Source organism: Idiomarina loihiensis L2TR, from assembly GCF_000008465.1.
In the GTDB taxonomy this organism is placed as follows: Bacteria; Pseudomonadota; Gammaproteobacteria; order Enterobacterales; family Alteromonadaceae; genus Idiomarina; species Idiomarina loihiensis.
On sequence record NC_006512.1, the window covers coordinates 1,238,307 to 1,255,133 of the forward strand.

At 45.6% G+C, this 16,827-nt stretch carries 15 protein-coding genes; 5 read left to right on the forward strand and 10 right to left on the reverse strand.

Annotation, left to right across the window (positions count from 1 at the left end; all coding sequences use genetic code 11):
- The 4 genes from IL_RS05945 to IL_RS05960 form a co-directional block, all read right to left on the reverse strand.
- On the reverse strand, positions 1-2,193 hold the full coding sequence (locus IL_RS05945; RefSeq protein WP_011234411.1) for an FAD-dependent oxidoreductase: 2,193 nt from the start codon (positions 2,191-2,193) through the stop codon (positions 1-3).
- 5 nt (positions 2,194-2,198) lie between these two features.
- Positions 2,199-2,486: a type II toxin-antitoxin system RelE family toxin gene (locus IL_RS05950; RefSeq protein ID WP_011234412.1), complete on the reverse strand. Its 288-nt coding sequence runs from the start codon at positions 2,484-2,486 to the stop codon at positions 2,199-2,201.
- Positions 2,476-2,730 (reverse strand): type II toxin-antitoxin system Phd/YefM family antitoxin, encoded by a 255-nt coding sequence (locus tag IL_RS05955; RefSeq protein WP_011234413.1) that lies wholly within the window; start codon positions 2,728-2,730, stop codon positions 2,476-2,478. Before IL_RS05955 ends, IL_RS05950 begins: the two co-directional genes overlap by 11 nt.
- 62 nt (positions 2,731-2,792) lie before the next feature.
- Positions 2,793-5,117 carry a TonB-dependent receptor gene (locus IL_RS05960; RefSeq protein WP_011234414.1) on the reverse strand — a complete coding sequence of 775 codons (2,325 nt, stop codon included), beginning with the start codon at positions 5,115-5,117 and terminating at the stop codon, positions 2,793-2,795.
- Between the two features lie 208 nt (positions 5,118-5,325).
- Here IL_RS05960 and IL_RS05965 point away from each other — a divergent pair, with 208 nt between their 5' ends.
- From IL_RS05965 to IL_RS05985, 5 genes are all read left to right on the forward strand, one after another.
- Positions 5,326-6,249: an AraC family transcriptional regulator gene (locus IL_RS05965; RefSeq protein ID WP_011234415.1), complete on the forward strand. Its 924-nt coding sequence runs from the start codon at positions 5,326-5,328 to the stop codon at positions 6,247-6,249.
- A 141-nt stretch (positions 6,250-6,390) separates the two neighbouring features.
- On the forward strand, positions 6,391-6,930 hold the full coding sequence (locus IL_RS05970) for a carboxymuconolactone decarboxylase family protein (protein WP_011234416.1): 540 nt from the start codon (positions 6,391-6,393) through the stop codon (positions 6,928-6,930).
- Positions 6,931-6,981: 51 nt separating this feature from the next.
- Positions 6,982-7,380, forward strand: coding sequence for a hypothetical protein (locus IL_RS05975; protein ID WP_011234417.1), 399 nt, complete (start codon positions 6,982-6,984; stop codon positions 7,378-7,380).
- Positions 7,381-7,392: 12 nt separating this feature from the next.
- Positions 7,393-8,184 carry a DUF547 domain-containing protein gene (locus IL_RS05980; RefSeq protein ID WP_011234418.1) on the forward strand — a complete coding sequence of 264 codons (792 nt, stop codon included), beginning with the start codon at positions 7,393-7,395 and terminating at the stop codon, positions 8,182-8,184.
- Between the two features lie 83 nt (positions 8,185-8,267).
- A complete protein-coding gene (locus IL_RS05985; protein WP_011234419.1) occupies positions 8,268-8,990 on the forward strand; it encodes a DUF1499 domain-containing protein in 723 nt (240 codons plus the stop codon).
- 58 nt (positions 8,991-9,048) lie between these two features.
- Here IL_RS05985 and IL_RS05990 read toward each other — a convergent pair whose 3' ends face one another.
- From IL_RS05990 to IL_RS06015, 6 genes are all read right to left on the reverse strand, one after another.
- Positions 9,049-9,648 carry a FlgO family outer membrane protein gene (locus tag IL_RS05990; protein ID WP_011234420.1) on the reverse strand — a complete coding sequence of 200 codons (600 nt, stop codon included), beginning with the start codon at positions 9,646-9,648 and terminating at the stop codon, positions 9,049-9,051.
- A 14-nt stretch (positions 9,649-9,662) separates the two neighbouring features.
- On the reverse strand, positions 9,663-10,229 hold the full coding sequence (locus IL_RS05995) for a FlgO family outer membrane protein (RefSeq protein ID WP_011234421.1): 567 nt from the start codon (positions 10,227-10,229) through the stop codon (positions 9,663-9,665).
- Between the two features lie 60 nt (positions 10,230-10,289).
- Positions 10,290-10,736, reverse strand: a complete 447-nt coding sequence (locus IL_RS06000; protein ID WP_011234422.1) for a hypothetical protein — start codon at positions 10,734-10,736, stop codon at positions 10,290-10,292.
- 139 nt (positions 10,737-10,875) lie between these two features.
- Positions 10,876-12,825, reverse strand: coding sequence for an alpha/beta hydrolase family protein (locus tag IL_RS06005; RefSeq protein WP_011234423.1), 1,950 nt, complete (start codon positions 12,823-12,825; stop codon positions 10,876-10,878).
- A 125-nt stretch (positions 12,826-12,950) separates the two neighbouring features.
- Positions 12,951-15,674 (reverse strand): TonB-dependent receptor, encoded by a 2,724-nt coding sequence (locus tag IL_RS06010; RefSeq protein ID WP_011234424.1) that lies wholly within the window; start codon positions 15,672-15,674, stop codon positions 12,951-12,953.
- 160 nt (positions 15,675-15,834) lie between these two features.
- Complete coding sequence (locus IL_RS06015; protein ID WP_011234425.1) at positions 15,835-16,749, reverse strand: hypothetical protein; 915 nt, start codon at positions 16,747-16,749, stop codon at positions 15,835-15,837.
- Positions 16,750-16,827 lie beyond the last annotated feature (78 nt).

A 16,827-nucleotide genomic window follows, 5' to 3' on the forward strand; every position in this document is an offset into this window, starting at 1 on the left:
TTAACTCCGGCGCCAGCGATGAAACTTCTCAACCCATGTTAGCAACTTCTGCGGCGCATTGGCGCGCTTCCACTCACCGGCCACATATTTATTCGCCTCCGCCAGGGTCGGATAACTGTGTATGGTGCCCAGTATTTTATTCAGGCCAATGCCGTATTTCATGGCCAGCACATATTCAGCCAGCAGCTCACCGGCCTGCGGGCCAACAATATTCACACCCAGCAATTCGTCTTTACCGGGTTTAGTCAGTACTTTCACCCGGCCGTAGGCGCTGTCATCGGCAATGGCGCGATCTAGCTCGCCTATATCATACTCAGTCACTTCATAAGGTTTATCGGCTTTCTTCGCCTGCTGCTCGGTTAAACCCACGTTGGCGACCTGCGGCGAGGTATAGGTTACCCAGGGAATGACAGAGTAATCTGCCCGGAAAGTTTTGAAAGGATCAAACAAGGCATTTACCGAGGCATACCAGGCCTGGTGCGAGGCAACATGGGTGAGCTGATAAGGCCCTGCTACATCGCCACAGGCGTAAATATTAGGGAAGTTGGTTTGCAAAAGCTCATTGGTACTGACTGTTTTATTGGTTTGCACGCCAAGCTCTTCCAAACCAAAGCCTGTTATATTCGGTTGCCGCCCCAGCGCAATTAGCACCTTGTCGAAGGGTATCTCAACGTCTTTGCTCTGGTCGGCATTCTGGTTATCAACACTTTCGTTATCAACCGTCTGCTCAGCAATAAGCACCGACTCGCCATTATGTTGTTCAAAACGCAACGCTTTGTGGTTCAGCCTAATATCAATGCCTTCTGCCGTTAAACGCCGCGTTAGCAGTTCTACTGTGTCGGCATCTTCCGGGCCCATAAGCCGCTCGGCCATTTCCACCTGAGTAACTTGTGAACCTAAACGCTGAAACGCCTGAGATAACTCACAACCAATAGGCCCGCCGCCCAATACCAATAAGCGTTTAGGCAGTTCATCTAACTCCCAGAGCGTGTCTGAGGTTAAATAGTCGACCTTATCCAGCCCTTCAAAATCTGGCACTAACGGCTTCGCCCCGGTCGCGATAATAATACTGCGAGTGGTTATGCGTTTGGTTTCACTCTTACCTTCGACATTGCTGGTCACTTCAACTTCCCAGGGTGAAACAATGCGCGCATCGCCTTGCTCAACGTCTACTCCCAATTTGGTGTAGCGCTCAACCGAGTCGTGCGGCTCAATGTCTTTTATAACTGACTTCACCTGTTGCATAACCTGTTTGAAATCAACCGAGACCTCACCAACGTGAACCCCCGCACTTGAGGCGTTACGCGCATTATGAGCAAGTTCGGCCACATGAAGTAAAGCTTTTGAAGGTACACAACCGGTATTCAGGCAGTCACCACCCATTTTGTGCTTTTCAATTAAGGTAACCTTTGCTTTTACTGTGGCCGCTATGTAAGCACTGACTAACCCTGCTGAACCGGCGCCAATAACCACCAGATTATTGTCAAAAGACTTAGGCTTTTTATAGCCTTTAAAGGCTTTACGACGTTTCACAAAGGCCAGTACCGCTTTGGCAATTAACGGGAATATGCCCAATAGTACGAAAGCACCGATTAAGTCGGCCGAGATAACGTCACCCAGGCTGGATATCTGCGCCAACTGAGTTCCCGCATTAACGTACACAGCGGTACCCAGCAGCATACCCACCTGGCTTACCCAGTAAAAAGTCCAAGCTTTTATTTTGGTCAGACCCATAACCAGATTAATAACAAAGAACGGGAACAGAGGAACCAACCGCAGGCTGAGTAAGTAAAACGCGCCATCGCGCTCCATTCCGCGATTAATGGCGGTTAAGCGATCTCCAAATTTTTCCTGAACCCAGTCGTGCAGAATAAAGCGGGCACTTAAAAAGGCCAGAAAGGCACCGAGAGATGCTGCAAAGCTTGCAAGCAGCAAGCCCCAACCCAGCCCGAATATAGCGCCCGCGCCCAGAGTCAGAATAGTCGCACCGGGCAATGATAACGCCGTGCTAGCCACATAAACAACAAAATAAATGGCGAATACCTGAAATGGGTAATCAACAAAAAGCTGATTAAGCTGCTGTTGCTTTTCTTTCAAAACATCAAGAGATAAGTACTGCGTCAGGTCGAACGCAAACGCACTGATAAATAGTGCAACAATAATCAACAGCAACAACAGCTTTTTCAATGACATAAAGATTAATCCAGTCGTTTCTGAGCGCTAATATACACTCTGTTTTTATCACGTTTGCCTAAAGCTACAACCGTAACCACAAGCTCGGAATCTCTTACTTGATAAACCAATCTATAACCCAGTTTTCGCAATTTCACTTTGTAACAGTTATCCATTCCCTTTAAGCGAGACGCCGGGACATGAGGTGATTCAAGCCTCTGCTTGAGTCTGGCTTTAAATTGCGCCTGAACATCCTTGTTCAACTTTTTCCATTCTTTATAAGCTGAACGTTTAAACGTCAGCTTATAACTCATCGATGTTCACCTCGACTTCATCTTCATGCTGGCGTTTTTTAACTAACTCCAGTAAATCCCTATCTTCCAGCTCTTCCATCAACGCTTCATAGGTTGCTGCCGGAATGCAATAAAATGCGGGCTGATTCCGATTCAGTACAGCCACCGGCTCACCGTGACTCTCTTCAACAACCGCCATTGGGTTCTTTTTCAACTCACTAATGCTAGTTGAGTTGCGTGCATAAATGGGTCTAACCGTTTTCATAAGACCTCCTAAAAGACTTTTAACAGGTCTTATTATAGGTCATTTAATCTGCTTTTCCAGTTTTAAAATTTGTAATCAACGCTCAAACGCGCGTGTCTTGGCTGCGACGGAAAGGCCAGGGTTGCACCAAAATAACCGCCTTCAAATACCGGTGACCAGTTGTCCTGATCTGTTACATTAAACACGTCAATACGGGCGCTTAACTGTTCATTAAAGCGATAACGTGCGTTCAGGTTTAGCGTATGCTGGTCGCGTATAAATACCGTTTGCAGGTAATCTAACGGGTAGTGCTTGGTATAGCTTAAATCGCCACCTACCGACCATTCGGACGTTATCCGCCAACCGGCAACTGCTGACGCCTGTACTTCGGGAATGCCCTGTAATTGCTTGTTTGACGCAGGAAACGCGGTGAAATTAGGCGAGCCAACACCTGTACCTTCAATAATATCGGAGCGTGAATCATCAAACACATCAGCCACCTGACCTGTACCCTGCGATGCCGTAGAGTTGTCATAGTGCGCATCAATATAACTGGCTGCAAGAGTTAACCAGTAACCGGTTTCGTGCGTTCCTGTGGCTGAAGAGAAATGCCATTGAGTCTCGAAACCCTCGGTGCGAATACCGCTGTTAGAGCCATCACGGTTGCGTAAGCTTCGCTTCTGGTCAAAGACCACAGCATCCGCGTACCAGCGGGCATCACTTGGCGCGTATTTCACACCCAGTTCATAAAGCGAGTTCTCTGTGGCAAAGTTTTGCGAATCAATTTCACCGTCGGCATTTAATACCGTACCGCCCGCCATCGCGTTAGACGTAGAGTCACTCTCATATGCGGTTGCGTAGAATGTCAGATCCGGCGTCCAGTTATACTGCGTTGATAAACTCATCGCCGTTAGCCAGTCACTGTAGGTATCGCTTGCCGCCTGAACACCCTGTGGTGGAATTGGGTCTTTTGCGTCCACGTCGTAATAATCGGCTCTGACGCCACCGGTAACGCGCCATTTGTCCGTAATATCCAGTTCATGCTGTGCAAAAATGCCCCATTGGTAGCTTTTTGAGTCGGTGGTGTCTGACGTAATAAAATCGCCCGCGCCATCGCCGTCAATATCGTACTGGCTACCCGGTGATACCCAGAGAGCCGGACGCAGCTCAATTAAACGCGCCTTTTGTTCATTGGTTAACGGAATACGCCGATTGCTGAGCGGGCCCGTCAAGTCAATAGGGTTATCCGCCTCGGTTGAAAACTGGCTGTAACCCAGTACATCGTTAATTCGTAAGTTAACGCCTACTACCGTTTTCTTGTTTATGTGCAGCTCGGTGCGGTTTTCAAAGGTGTGAGCGTCATCAATAATTTCAACAAAGCTGTTTTGGTTAATGCCTTCGCGAGTTAAATACTGATAATACGTGCGGTTAACCAACACCATGTCATCGTTCAGCCAATGCTGAAGCTTTGCGTGTAACAGAGTAGTTTCAGCGGTATTAGTGTCGAGCGGGTCGGTTAACGTGGTACTGCGGTCAATTCGAGCCTCTCCGGTTGGGCTGACAACAGCCCCGGCCCCCGGAACCCTCGAACCATTTGGCTGAACACCCTGCCCGGTAATGTACAAATTATGATCTATCAGGTTTTGCGTCGGCCGGTTAATGCCTGCGTTGTCTGTCCAGTCAACATCGTAATACTCTAAGGAAATATCCAGCAGCGTGTCGTCGTTAGGCGCAAACTTATACGCCAGCAAAAGGTCATTACTGCGGTGCTGATGAAAGTCGTAAAAACTGTCTTCATCCACATATTCGGCGCTTACTCGCAGCCCTTGCTCGCCCTCTTTTAACACCCAATTATGGTCTAGCTGTAACCGGTACTGCTCCCACTCGCCAAATTGGGCTTTCAAGGTTGAGTCCGACTCAGTCAGACGAGCGGTTTTGGGCTGCAAATTGACAAAACCGCCCACGCGTTGTGTGGTGCCCAGCATGACCGGTGGCGCGCCTTTAACAACAGCGATACCTTCAATGGCGTTAAACGACATGGGAATACCAAGCCCATTGTTACCGGCCTGACGGCGCATGCCCGCTTCAAATAACTCGCCAAGCTGGCCGCGAATGGTCGGCAGCGAAGGATTACCAAAACCCGCCGCAGCAAAACTGTTAGGCGCAAAGCGCGCAATATCATGTAAGTCATTAATGGCAGCTTCTTCCATTAACGACGCACTAATAGCCGTGGCAGCGCGGGGGATTTCCTGCAGGCTTTCCGCTAAACCGAACAAACCCTCGGTTGTTTCTTCCGATGGCAGCACGACACTTCCGTCATCGCGACCAATAACTTCAATAACTTCCATTGGTTTTTCTTGTGCCACCGCCGTTAACGGCAAGAACCCCAGCCACCACCACTTTTTCATTCTTGTATTTCCTTATTAAACCAAATGACTTACTAAACGAAACTAAAAGCGTTATTTGTTGCGCCAGTCAGTTACGTTTATCGCCAGAAATAAGATCGTTCTTCTGAAGATATTAACCTTCAGAAATCAATGGCAAAGGCTCAAAACCTTTACTCTTGAAACGCATCACGCATAATAGTCAGTATTCACTACTTAAGCCTATAGCGGAATGACAAAAACAACAGGAAACCCAACTCAAACAACGGAAGCTCTTAACGAACTACTAGAGCAAGTTGCCCGGGGTACCGAACTGCACTTTGAATCAGGCCTTTGCGGCCACTGGACCTTAATGGCCAAAGAGCCGGGAAAAGTAGCGTTTCATGTTGTCACAAATGGAGACTGCTGGTTTGGTTTACCAGGTTCTTCGGTCGAACCAATAAAACTAAGTGCGTCAGACATTATTTTCGTTAATAAAGACGTTTCTCACTTTCTGAGTAAGACTCAAATTCCCTCTGACATAAGCGAATCCGATATTCCCAAGTATTGTCAGCGCGACCATGAGCAATCTGGTGTTGTTTGTTACGACGTTAACTCCGCTCCAGGAGCAAATGATACTCTCTTTCAACTTCTCCCTCCCTGGCTCATTCTAAAACAAGCAGACCAACATCAGCAGCTATCACATATTATTGAATTAATCAGAGCTGAGACAATTAATCAGTCTCCCGGATACCAAACCGTGATTAGTCGGCTAAGTGACGTTCTCTCCCTGAATCTGCTGCGGCAAGTCATTGATGAGGATGAATCTCTTCGAGGCCCTTTAGCTGCTCTGAGTGATCGCCAGTTGCGTACAGTCATTATGGCCGTGATTAACGAGCCGGGCGCGGACTGGACTGTAGAACGACTGGCAGAACTCGCTTATTTATCAGTCAGTGCGTTTGCAGAAAGGTGTATAAAGAAAACAGGCGTAACCCCCAAAAAACTCGTCGACCAACTCAGGTTACAACGGGCACGCATAATGCTAAGTAGCTCGCAGCTATCGATGGACTTGATTGCAGAGCAACTTGGCTATCAATCGGCAACAGCCTTCAGCCGCTTTTTCAAAAAGTATGCGGGTCTCTCCCCTGCAGAGTACCGCCACCAAACTTACTATTAGTTAATTCGTCTTAGCACGCAAAAACACCTGTCTTCATGACTAAAACAGCGGGAATTGGTTTAGTCTACTTTTATTTTTGAGCTTTTATTCTATATTCGTACTCACAACATTAAATACAACTTAAAAGCGCAGGAGTAAAATATGAGTGACTTTAAACTGCATGACAAAGAATCAGCCCCCGAGGAAAGCAAGAAGTTACTAGAAGGCTCTGAAAAAGCTTTCGGTATGATCCCCAATTTGCACGCTGTCATGGCTGAAGCACCCGGTATTCTGAACGCTTACCAACAAGTGCACGAGCTTTTCGTGAATAGTAGCTTTGACAAAGACGAGTTAACGGTTGTCTGGCAAACCATCAATGTTTTCAACGAATGCCATTACTGCATTCCAGCTCATACTGCTATTGCAAAAAATATGGGGGCCGATGATTCTATTACTGACAACATTAAAGCCGGTAAGCCCTTAGGCGATGACAAATTGGAAGCACTGCGCCAGTTTACTCTAGTCATGCTTGAAAAGCGCGGTAACGCCGACGAAAGTGAGCTTGAGTCTTTTTATAACGCCGGCTACGGACAGCGTCAGGCCCTTGAGGTTACTTTGGGAATTGCTCAGAAAACGATGAGCAACTTTACAAACCACATTGCAAATACACCTATAGATGAACCATTTAAAAAGTTCGCCTAGCCAGATGCGATGGCACCAGGTGAAACACTAAAACCAACAACGGAAACAACTATGAGTCAGTCACTAGAACAAAAATTTCCGTGGGCGCTGTTGGCGCTGCGGGTCGGTATTTTTATTGTTATGTTTGTGTGGGCGCTGGATAAGTTTGTGAACCCGGGGCATACCGCCGCAGTGTTCGAAGGCTTTTATGGAATAAGTGGTTTGTCTTCGACTTTAGCTGCTGTACTGGGCGGACTTCAAGTGGCTCTTTGTCTGGCTTTTATTGCTGGATTATGGAAAACGATAACCTACGGTTTAATATTAATTATGCATGCCGTGTCGACTTTTTCCTCATTTCCACAATACCTGGACGCCTTTAACAACCTTTTGTTTTTTGCGGCATGGCCAATGTTAGCCGCTTGTATCGCACTCTTTATGCTACGCGAGTATGATACCAAACTGAGCCTTTAAGATGGAGCGACTATGCGAGTCATATTTTTTGTTCTGGCTATGAGCTGGCAAGTGGCTGCATCCGCGCAGTCATTTGACCCGTCCCATACCGCCTTTACTGATGTTCTGAATGATCATGTTGAGGTGTATGATGACGGTTTAAAGTCTGCGGTTAATTATCGCGATTTGGCTAAAAACCGTCAGCCTCTGGACAATTATCTCGCATCGCTGTCTGCAGTTGAGCCCGTACAGTATGAAAGCTGGACGCAGGAGCAGCAACTGGCCTTTTTAATCAATGCATACAACGGTTTCACCCTGCAGCTTATTATCGACAATATCGATAAATTTGAGTCCGGCGAGGCTGATTCTATTCGCAATTTAGGCGGGCTATTTTCCAGCCCATGGGAGAAGTCGTTTTTTACACTACTAAGTGAGAAGCGTACTTTGGATTGGGTTGAGCACGAAAAAATTCGGGTCGATTTTGACGAGCCCCGCATACATGCCGCTTTAGTCTGCGCAGCAGTAAGCTGCCCTAAGCTGCGCGCAGAAGCCTTTACTGGTAAGAATCTGGAGGCTCAGCTAGAAAACCAGATGGTCACTTTTTTAAGCGACCGAGATAAAAACGGTATTGATGATAAAGGCATTTATCTGTCGAAGATTTTTGACTGGTACCGGGAGGATTTTGACGGGCTTCGAAACTACCTGAGAACCTATTCAGGGGCTCTTTCCGATGGTTCAGGTAACGGTGATAATATGAACTTCCAGTCTTTAGATATTCGTTTTGTTGATTATAACTGGAAGTTAAATAACTTAGAAAACCGCTAAAAATGTCAAACTGTTAAATTTCCGTTGACCCAAACCCAATGTGGTGACGTAATAGCAGGCAACATTACTTTAAGGGTGTCTTTATGAAAGCGTTACACGGTTTATTTATTCTTCTGGGTTTATTATCTGTCGTGCTGCTGGCTATATCAGGGCCTTTATACAAAAGCGGAACAGCCGAGCTAGGCACGGCATTCTTATTACTGCGCTGGGCTGCTTATATTGGTGCGGCAACCTTCGTGCTTAACATTATCTGGTACTTTATTCGTCGCCCACAAGGGCTGGTTGCTGGCCTTAGTGGTTTAGCCATTATTGCCGGAGGCTTTGCTTTTTATATGCCTTTCAGTCAGTACCTGAAAGCACAGAATGTCCCTGCCATTCACGACATAACAACTGACACACAAAACCCGCCTGAGTTTGTTGCCATAGCCCCGCTACGTGCAGATGCATCCAACCCGGTTAAATATGCCGGAGAAGAGACCGCGAAAAAACAGCGTCAGGCTTATCCTGAGTTAAGAACTTACGAGTCACTGGAGTCGCCGAATGAACTCTTCTCGGCTGCATTGTTGGCTGTCGATAAAATGGGCTGGGAGTTAGTGGAAAGCTCAGAAACAGAAGGCAGAATTGAAGCTACGGCAACCACTACTTGGTTTGGTTTTAAAGACGACGTAGTGATAAGAGTTCGCAGTACAGTAGATGGTAGCGAGTTAGATATTCGCAGTAAGTCACGTGTGGGCCGTAGCGATGTGGGCAAAAATGCTGAGCGCATTCGTGAGTTTATGTCTTTATTGAAGCCCGAATTACGCTAATAGAAAGTATTACATTGGAAAGTATTGGGCCTGACACAAAGCGTCAGGCCCTTTCTATTTATGGAGCCTTGCGAAGTACCGGTTGCCCATAGTTTTCGTCCAGCTGTCTAACCGCCGACTCCGGAATAAATACCTGAGCCACACTGGCTACTTCTTTGGTATTGATATTCACTAGTCGGGCGTTAGCCATAACGCCATCCCGGTGATGAGACAAAGTACCGACCAATACATGAGTAATTGGCATAATCTCATCGAGTTCCAGATAGTCACGAGTTAACGCAAAGTCACCTTTTGGAGTCACCCGGATAAAGTCAGTCGCTTTAAAGTCGAGAACGCTTAGCTCACGACTGTGTAGCTCCTGCACCAATTGCTCTGACAGCACCATACTTAACGGTGAGCTTTTGTCATATTGGCCAGTTACTCCAACTAAATTGGTTATACCCACCTTCGCGCTATTCAACCGGATGCTGGCGTTCTTGACCAACTGTTCGGCAAGCTCAGCGCTGTATCTGGCACTGTATGGCTGAGTATAAATTTCTTCTGCTGCCGCTTTATCTTCCTTGCTCACTTCAGTTTGCGTGACCTCATGCTTAGCCGGCAACACAGTGCAAGCACCGAGAGATAACGCAGTAAAACTTAAAAGAATGAATAACTTCATGACAGTGACTCTCTCTAATTACGCTGTAAACGACCGTTAACTAATTCAGTTTGCTTATTTGGCCAATACAAATGCTTAGGAACATAGCGGTTAGCCGCGGCTAACACTTCTTGATTACGACGGTCGACAATACGCAAATTAACCATGGTTCCGGCATCCTTACGAGACAGAGTTCCCACCAGAACCCAGTCAATTTCAGGATGTTGTTCAAGCTCATCTACGTCACGGGAAAGCAGCGTTGCCCCCTCTTCTGCGACAGAGATGTAAGATTGGGCACGAAACTCAACCAGGCTTAAATTACGCTCTTTAAGATGCGCATAGATGCTTTCGCTTAATTGATGGCTGAGTTCGTTTAACGAGTCACCCGCTTGCGGCTGCTCAAGCGTTTCCGCCAGCACCCAGCGAGTTACACCTATGTAAGACCCATAGTGAGAATGATTGTCGTGCGAAAGCTGACTCGCGAGCTGCTCTGCTAAGTCGTCGCCGATAGCTTCGTGGGGGTTGTTAGCATGGGCTGAAACAGAGTTAGCTGTAAACAGAGTCATTGCGACGAAGGCATAAAACGTAGAACGAAGAAACATAAACGCACCTGAATTAAAACGCTAATGTTTCTTTATCGGCAGACAGGGAGGAAGATTTAGTTATTGTTTCACTGCAAACGGCTTTTCCGTTCTTCTATCAACTGGATGAACATCTATTAAGTATCCATCATAATAAACAAAGGTCATTATTACAGTGATGATTTCGTCTGCAGCTTCATATGCCAGTGTAGTAGCTTCTGAGCAAGCGCCTGACGAGCAAGGCGCTGGCGGGACTTCATCGATGACACCAGAAGACCTGCTTTTTTTAATAAATTCTGATTCGCTCACCAACACAGCGGAACTATCAAGTTCAAATGTTTGACTGGTAATAACGTCTCTTTCCCCCTCCCAAACAGCCACAGTGGCTTGGTCAATTTTTTTGTCATGAAAAATATCACTGCAAGCTGTTTTTTCACAAGATGGAAGTCCATCCGAGCCGGCATTTGCAAAACTGACTAACAATATACTAAGTGCAGTTATTATTAACGGGTGAACTTTGAGGGACATATGACTCTCCTTGTACTAATAGCTAAATGTAGAAAAATCTTTGATTTAGCGTAGTTCTTACGGCGGCCTTTTCAATAAAAACATGTTAATCACTGGTTTAGGCTTGGCTCACTATAAAAAGCCAAGCCTATTACTTCTCTTAATTAAGGTGTTTATTGAAAAACTGGACTAGTCGAGGGTAAAGCTCAAATTTATTTTCTTCCTTTTGAAAGCCATGCCCTTCTTCTCTAACTAACGTTTTATAGTTAATACCATGCTTATCAAAAGCTTGCGTAAGCTGTTCAAAATGACTCATAGGCACTCGAACATCTTCGCTACCGTGAACCAAAAACACAGGTACCTTAATATTGTCAGCTTGATAAACTGGTGAATTAGCTCTCAATTCGGATTCGTTTTCGCCAATAACCTCACGCAAGTATTTAACGCCGGAATCTGATTCTGGTATGTCTCCATCCTCATACATTAATGGAAGAGAGTACACTCCTACATAGCCAACAGCGCACTGATATAAATCAGGCTCCCTGATCACACCCATTAAAGACGAGTAACCACCGTAGCTTGCTCCGTAAATACAGATTTTGCCTTCGTCTGCGTAACCATTTTCTATCGCCCAATGCGTTGCATCAGTCACATCATCTTGCATTTTTCGCCCCCATTCGCCGTATCCAGACTCCAGGAACTCTTTTCCGTAACCACCTGAGCCACGGAAATTTATTTGTAATACGGCAAAGCCATTTGCTGCAAAATACTGGTTCTCGGTGTTAAACCCCCAATAATCACGAACACCGTGTGGCCCGCCATGAACTTTTACAATTAGCGGTGCAGGCGCATCGCTCTTTTTCTTCGGCATGGTCAAATATCCATTCAGCTCGACGCCATCTCGTGCGTTAAAGCGAATAGGTTGCATGTTGGCCATTTGGCTCGATTTTAAGTTCTCCAACCGCGCAGCGATAAACTTCGCTTCCAAGGTCTCGGTATCAAACAAATAAAATTCACCAGGATTCACATCAGAACGGGTATAAATAACTGCTTGCTTCTGATCTTTTGTTGCGCTTGTAATAGTTACGCGTTGCCCACCAAAGGCCTTACTAATTGATTGCAATAATTTAGTTGCTTTACTGCTCTCGATATATTCTCGGGTAAAAGTATCGGGCACAAACTCAAAACCAACCACGTTACCATCCAAGCCCTTAACCACACTATTCACATCAGAATTTGAATCATGGGTTAGCTGCTCAATCGCACGCGTTTTCGTGTCAAACTTATAGACTTCCTGCACATTTGAGTCCATGTCCGAAAAAATATACGTATAGCGATTGTCATCGGAAAAGCCAGCAAACCGCAGCGTATCGCCGGGTACAAACGAGTCAATGGTTAACCGCTCCCAGCTATCGCCTCCATATGGTTTAAAATATAAATTCGAACTACCTTGGCCAAACTCATCATCACTTGACTCTTCGTACGCGTAACCTAGGCGCAAATTACCTTCGTTGTCAGCGAACAACTGCTGTGAATTATCTGGCTGATCAGCTATATAGCGTATTTTTCCCGTATGGATATTGATAATATGGGATTTCGGCTGACCTTTGTCACGCCAAAAGTAGCGAGCGATCAAAATATGATCCGGGTCGTTAGGTAATAAGCTTAATAGTTCAAAGCCCGCAACATCCCAGGTGAAAATTTCTTTGCGCAGACGCCCATCAGCATTTGCCGCATATAAATTCGGGAAGCCTTCGCGGTCATCATACAAACCAACTCGCGTGCGAGCTTGAAAGATAAACCGCTCATCAGTGACCCAATAAACTTCTGAGATTCGTTTGTTTTCACCGACTTCGAAGCTGCTAATTGGTTTGTTAGTAGCACGGTCAATCACGACTAGTCGGTCACGATCACCAGCATCAGAGTTAATCAGGTAATACTCACCAGTTGGTGAAATTTTAAGCTCATTGTAGACAGTATTTGAAAAAAAATCTTTTACGTTTACTGCGTTGGGTCGGTCTTGTTGTTCCGCATGTACAACTGTTGGCATGAAGGCAAGTGACAAAAATCCCACTATAAAAACCATCGTTATAACTCTAATAATCGTCATTAGTTACTCCACGATCGAACGACAATTAAAAAAGCCTAGTTTCGAAAAAATCCGAAACCAGGCCTTTTACTCGCTAAACTCTTTAAATTAACAGAGCCTCACTTTGTTTTCTAACACTCAACTTCCTAGAAGTTTTGAGTATAACGTAAGTAAGGTACACGACCCCACGGATTGTAGATTTCGGAATCGTAGCTAGTACCGAACAACGATGCATCAGCTGGAGCACGGTCAGTTAAGTTGTTAACACCAAAAGAGACAGTCGCATCCCATGGTGTAGCATAATTAACTTGCACGTTGTGGACAGTCCAGCTTGGAATGTTATAAGTATCGATGTACGTAGTACCATCTGTGTACTGGATGTTCCAGTTTACAGAAAAGTCACCAACGGCCAGTGCGTTGTTCAATGACGCGCGTAGTTCGGGAGCCCCGTACTTACCAGCATCGTTTTCACCACCATTGGCCGAGTAGTTATTTACATAACTAGCCTGGAAGTTGTTGGTTAAAGTACCGAAACCTAAGTCAAAGTTAGTGCGTGTGGTGAAGTCAAAGCCATCAGTCTCAACGCTACCGATGTTAACCATACCTAACTGTGCACCAACTATTGCGTTGTCCACATCGTTACCAGCAAACGCGACACCAACACCCAATGATGGGTCAGGAATAGTCGTACCTTGCTGGAATTGGCTGATACCTGATGGACACAAGGTACCTTCACCACGTAAACAGTTAGCAGCTTGTTGTAAACCGATGCTACTGATGCTGTTAGTGATTTCAATATCGTAGTAATCAACGCTCATGTTTAGCCAATCATTGGCTTCCCAGACGATACCTAAGCCTAACTGTTCTGAGTTCTCTGATTCGAGGTTTACGTTACCTAAGCTATAGGTATTAACCTGGACACTTGAATCGCCAGTACAAGGTGCACCATTTTGAGCAATACACGTCGCTTCATCGTTGGTATATGCAGCACTAAACGCTGGTTCAGAAGTCAAGTCGCTCAAAGTAGGAGCACGGAAACCTTCGCCCCATGAACCTCGAACCAATACGCTGTCGGTTGGACGCCAGCGAACCGCTACTTTCGGAGAGAAGTCACTACCGTAGTCACTATAGTCATCGTAACGACCTGCGACTTCAATATCAACTGAATCCAATACTGGGAACAACATTTCTCCATAAAGCGCAGTTACATCACGTTCGCCCCCTGCTGATGCACCTGATGAACCAGACACCTGACCCGCTGCAGACAACAAATCATACTTATCTTGGTACTTTTCTTCACGATACTCAATACCGAAAGCAGCAGAAGAAACGCCAGCAGCCATCTCAAACATGTCAAAGTTTGTGTTCGCGTATAACTCTTTAACAGTCGAGAACATGTCACGGCTAGTTGTAGTAGTCATACCCAATGCAGATGGATCACCTTCAACGGCGTTACCTGTATCTGGGTCATAAACAGTAAATGGGTCGTAAATGTTATAAGTACCGTCAGCAATTAACGGTTGCGCCAGACCTGCAACAACATAGTTATTACCTAAGTTGATTGCACGTGACGTTACATAACGAGCACCGAAGTCAAGGCCGACGTTACCGATCATACCTTTAAAACCACCATCGAAGCTGGTCGTGGTGTTTTCTACGTTGTTGTCACGCGGGCCTAATGCCGCAAAACGATGATACAAAGACAGTGTTTCGTCAGCAATGCTCTGATAATACGGATCAGCTGCATTCGAGTTGTAACCGTCTAAATTACCTGGGTGGTTCGGGCTATCTGGAGTAATCTCGATAGCGCCACCTGGCCACGGTGAAGAAGGTAGTGGTGCAAAACGACCAAAACTTTCTACTTTGTTCAAGCTCCCGCTGAAATACACATTCCAGTCATTGTTGATCTGATAGTCACCACGACCAAATAGTGAAGTATTCTTTACACTAGTCAAATTCGCAGAACTTGCAGCATGGTTAAACCCACAGTTGTCATTGGGTTTCATGAAGAACAAGTCACTGTCATCACCATTGGTACATAAGCCAGGTACCGCAGTACCGAATTCGGGGTGTTCTAAACGGTTATTGGCACCAACACTAGGGGCATGCCCAGTGACTGGGTCTTTAATACCAAAGTTATTAGAATAGTTCGAACCTGGTGGATTTTCTGGATCATACCAGTAGTCGCGGTCACGAGTGAAAATAACGTCACGTTTGTTCATTGAAGCACCAAGTAATACGCGGCTCTTCGCGTTTGAGCTACCGATTACTATGCTCATTTCTTCAGTGTCACCACCGTCGTTAGTCGGGCGACCAACACCGTAAGTAACACTGACACCTTCGAAGTCCTTACGTGTAATGACGTTCACAACACCACCGATTGCATCAGAACCGTATACAGCAGAAGCACCGTCACTCAATACCTCAATACGCTCAACTGCTGCCATAGGAATAGAGTTCAAATCCTGCCCTGAGCCCAAAATAGGTGAGGTCGGTGCACGGCGCCCATCTATCAAAATAAGCGTTCGACCCGCGCCTAAACCACGTAAACTCACTTGCGCTGCACCACCACCAGAACTACCCGAAGTAGACTGATAAGAACCGAACGAGTTGAAGTTAGTATCACGCATATAGTCAGCAACAGAAATATCACCGCTGGCTTCAAGCTCAACACGATCAATTACCGTTACCGGCAATGCACCTTCCATATCAGTACGGTTCAAACGCGAACCAGTAACCTGGATACGCTCTACTTCTTCTTCCGCATTCACGTCTGTTTGCGCGTCTTGCGCAATTGCTAATGCAGGAAAACCTAAAGACGCAGCTACTGCTGCTGCCGTTAAGCTTTTACGAAATGTCATATTTTTCATGAGTAAAAACTCCCTGGAACGTTTTTATTATATCGCTTCTTTTATAGAAGCTGTTTAGAATCTAACAGGAAGTTAAAAGGTTGTAAACTTTTAGTGTTAATTTTGTTGTTATTGTTTGGTAAGTGTTAAACAAGGCTTCAAATAAGCCTTGTTGTTTTTTTCATTTAGAGGCCGTAACGCAACTACCAACCACTCCCGTTTCAGGAAAGGCGACGGTCTGAACCGTTACATTTTTAAAACCCGCGCTTTCGAAAAGTGCTGCAGTATTAGCTATATCACCTAATTGCTCGGTTGCTCTTAGCAAACTAACCAACCGGGCTTTGTGTTCATTTATCGCGTTGATATAACCCGAAAGTACTCTGTGCGATTCGTCTGACTTACCCTCTGCCGCGGCCTGCAACGCGTGTTTTGTTGCCGGAACGAAGTTCATAGCCTGAAAAGCGCCGTATCGCTCATATTTTTTAGCGAATTGGTTTAGGTTGTGTTGTTCCTGTAGCGCAGATTTTGGCAAATTATTGGGGCCATGTTTTAACAAAGCTTCCTGAAGCGGCATTACCGATTTCTTAAGTTGTTTAAGCACAGAAGGGATAAATTCAAACAGTGCTTTACTATTTTTATAGATATTCGATTCGGTTGAGTGCACTAAGGCAATAACACTCCCGCCACGCTTAAGCTGCAGGTATAAATTTTCAAGCCCGGTTTGCATATCACCATATTCAAGACCAAAGTGAGAAACGAAAGTGCCCACTTTTTTATTCGATGGCAGTTTAAAAGCTTCATAGGGCGTCTCGGCGTGTAGCTTCAGCGTATCATTAAAAGGCTTTAGCTCTGCTGAATCTATTCCCAGCACATCCAGCTTTTTTCCTTTTTCTTGCGAATATTCTGTTAACCAATGCACAACAATACCGTTACCAGTACCTACGTCCACAATTGGTTGTTTAAGCTCATTTTCATCCATGCGTTCAAACCAAAATTTTCGCATTTGGTAGGCCTGTAGGCGTGCTTTGCCATCCAAAAAGCTGGCTTTTGCACCTTTTTGCCAATAGTCACTCCACGGATTTTTTGTTGTTTTCATTGTTATACACTCCAGTACTACTGCAACGATACTTTCATGCTACCACAAAAAAGCCCGGCTCAAAGAGCCGGGCTGCTG

Coding starts and splice junctions, on each gene's coding strand:
- IL_RS06010 (WP_011234424.1), bottom strand. CDS start 15,674: ATGAAAAATATGACATTTCGTAAAAGCTTAACGGCAGCAGCAGTAGCT.
- IL_RS05965 (WP_011234415.1), top strand. CDS start 5,326: ATGACAAAAACAACAGGAAACCCAACTCAAACAACGGAAGCTCTTAAC.
- IL_RS05970 (WP_011234416.1), top strand. CDS start 6,391: ATGAGTGACTTTAAACTGCATGACAAAGAATCAGCCCCCGAGGAAAGC.
- IL_RS05960 (WP_011234414.1), bottom strand. CDS start 5,117: ATGAAAAAGTGGTGGTGGCTGGGGTTCTTGCCGTTAACGGCGGTGGCA.
- IL_RS06005 (WP_011234423.1), bottom strand. CDS start 12,825: ATGACGATTATTAGAGTTATAACGATGGTTTTTATAGTGGGATTTTTG.
- IL_RS05980 (WP_011234418.1), top strand. CDS start 7,393: ATGCGAGTCATATTTTTTGTTCTGGCTATGAGCTGGCAAGTGGCTGCA.
- IL_RS05955 (WP_011234413.1), bottom strand. CDS start 2,730: ATGAAAACGGTTAGACCCATTTATGCACGCAACTCAACTAGCATTAGT.
- IL_RS06000 (WP_011234422.1), bottom strand. CDS start 10,736: ATGTCCCTCAAAGTTCACCCGTTAATAATAACTGCACTTAGTATATTG.
- IL_RS05975 (WP_011234417.1), top strand. CDS start 6,982: ATGAGTCAGTCACTAGAACAAAAATTTCCGTGGGCGCTGTTGGCGCTG.
- IL_RS05990 (WP_011234420.1), bottom strand. CDS start 9,648: ATGAAGTTATTCATTCTTTTAAGTTTTACTGCGTTATCTCTCGGTGCT.
- IL_RS06015 (WP_011234425.1), bottom strand. CDS start 16,749: ATGAAAACAACAAAAAATCCGTGGAGTGACTATTGGCAAAAAGGTGCA.
- IL_RS05985 (WP_011234419.1), top strand. CDS start 8,268: ATGAAAGCGTTACACGGTTTATTTATTCTTCTGGGTTTATTATCTGTC.
- IL_RS05950 (WP_011234412.1), bottom strand. CDS start 2,486: ATGAGTTATAAGCTGACGTTTAAACGTTCAGCTTATAAAGAATGGAAA.
- IL_RS05945 (WP_011234411.1), bottom strand. CDS start 2,193: ATGTCATTGAAAAAGCTGTTGTTGCTGTTGATTATTGTTGCACTATTT.
- IL_RS05995 (WP_011234421.1), bottom strand. CDS start 10,229: ATGTTTCTTCGTTCTACGTTTTATGCCTTCGTCGCAATGACTCTGTTT.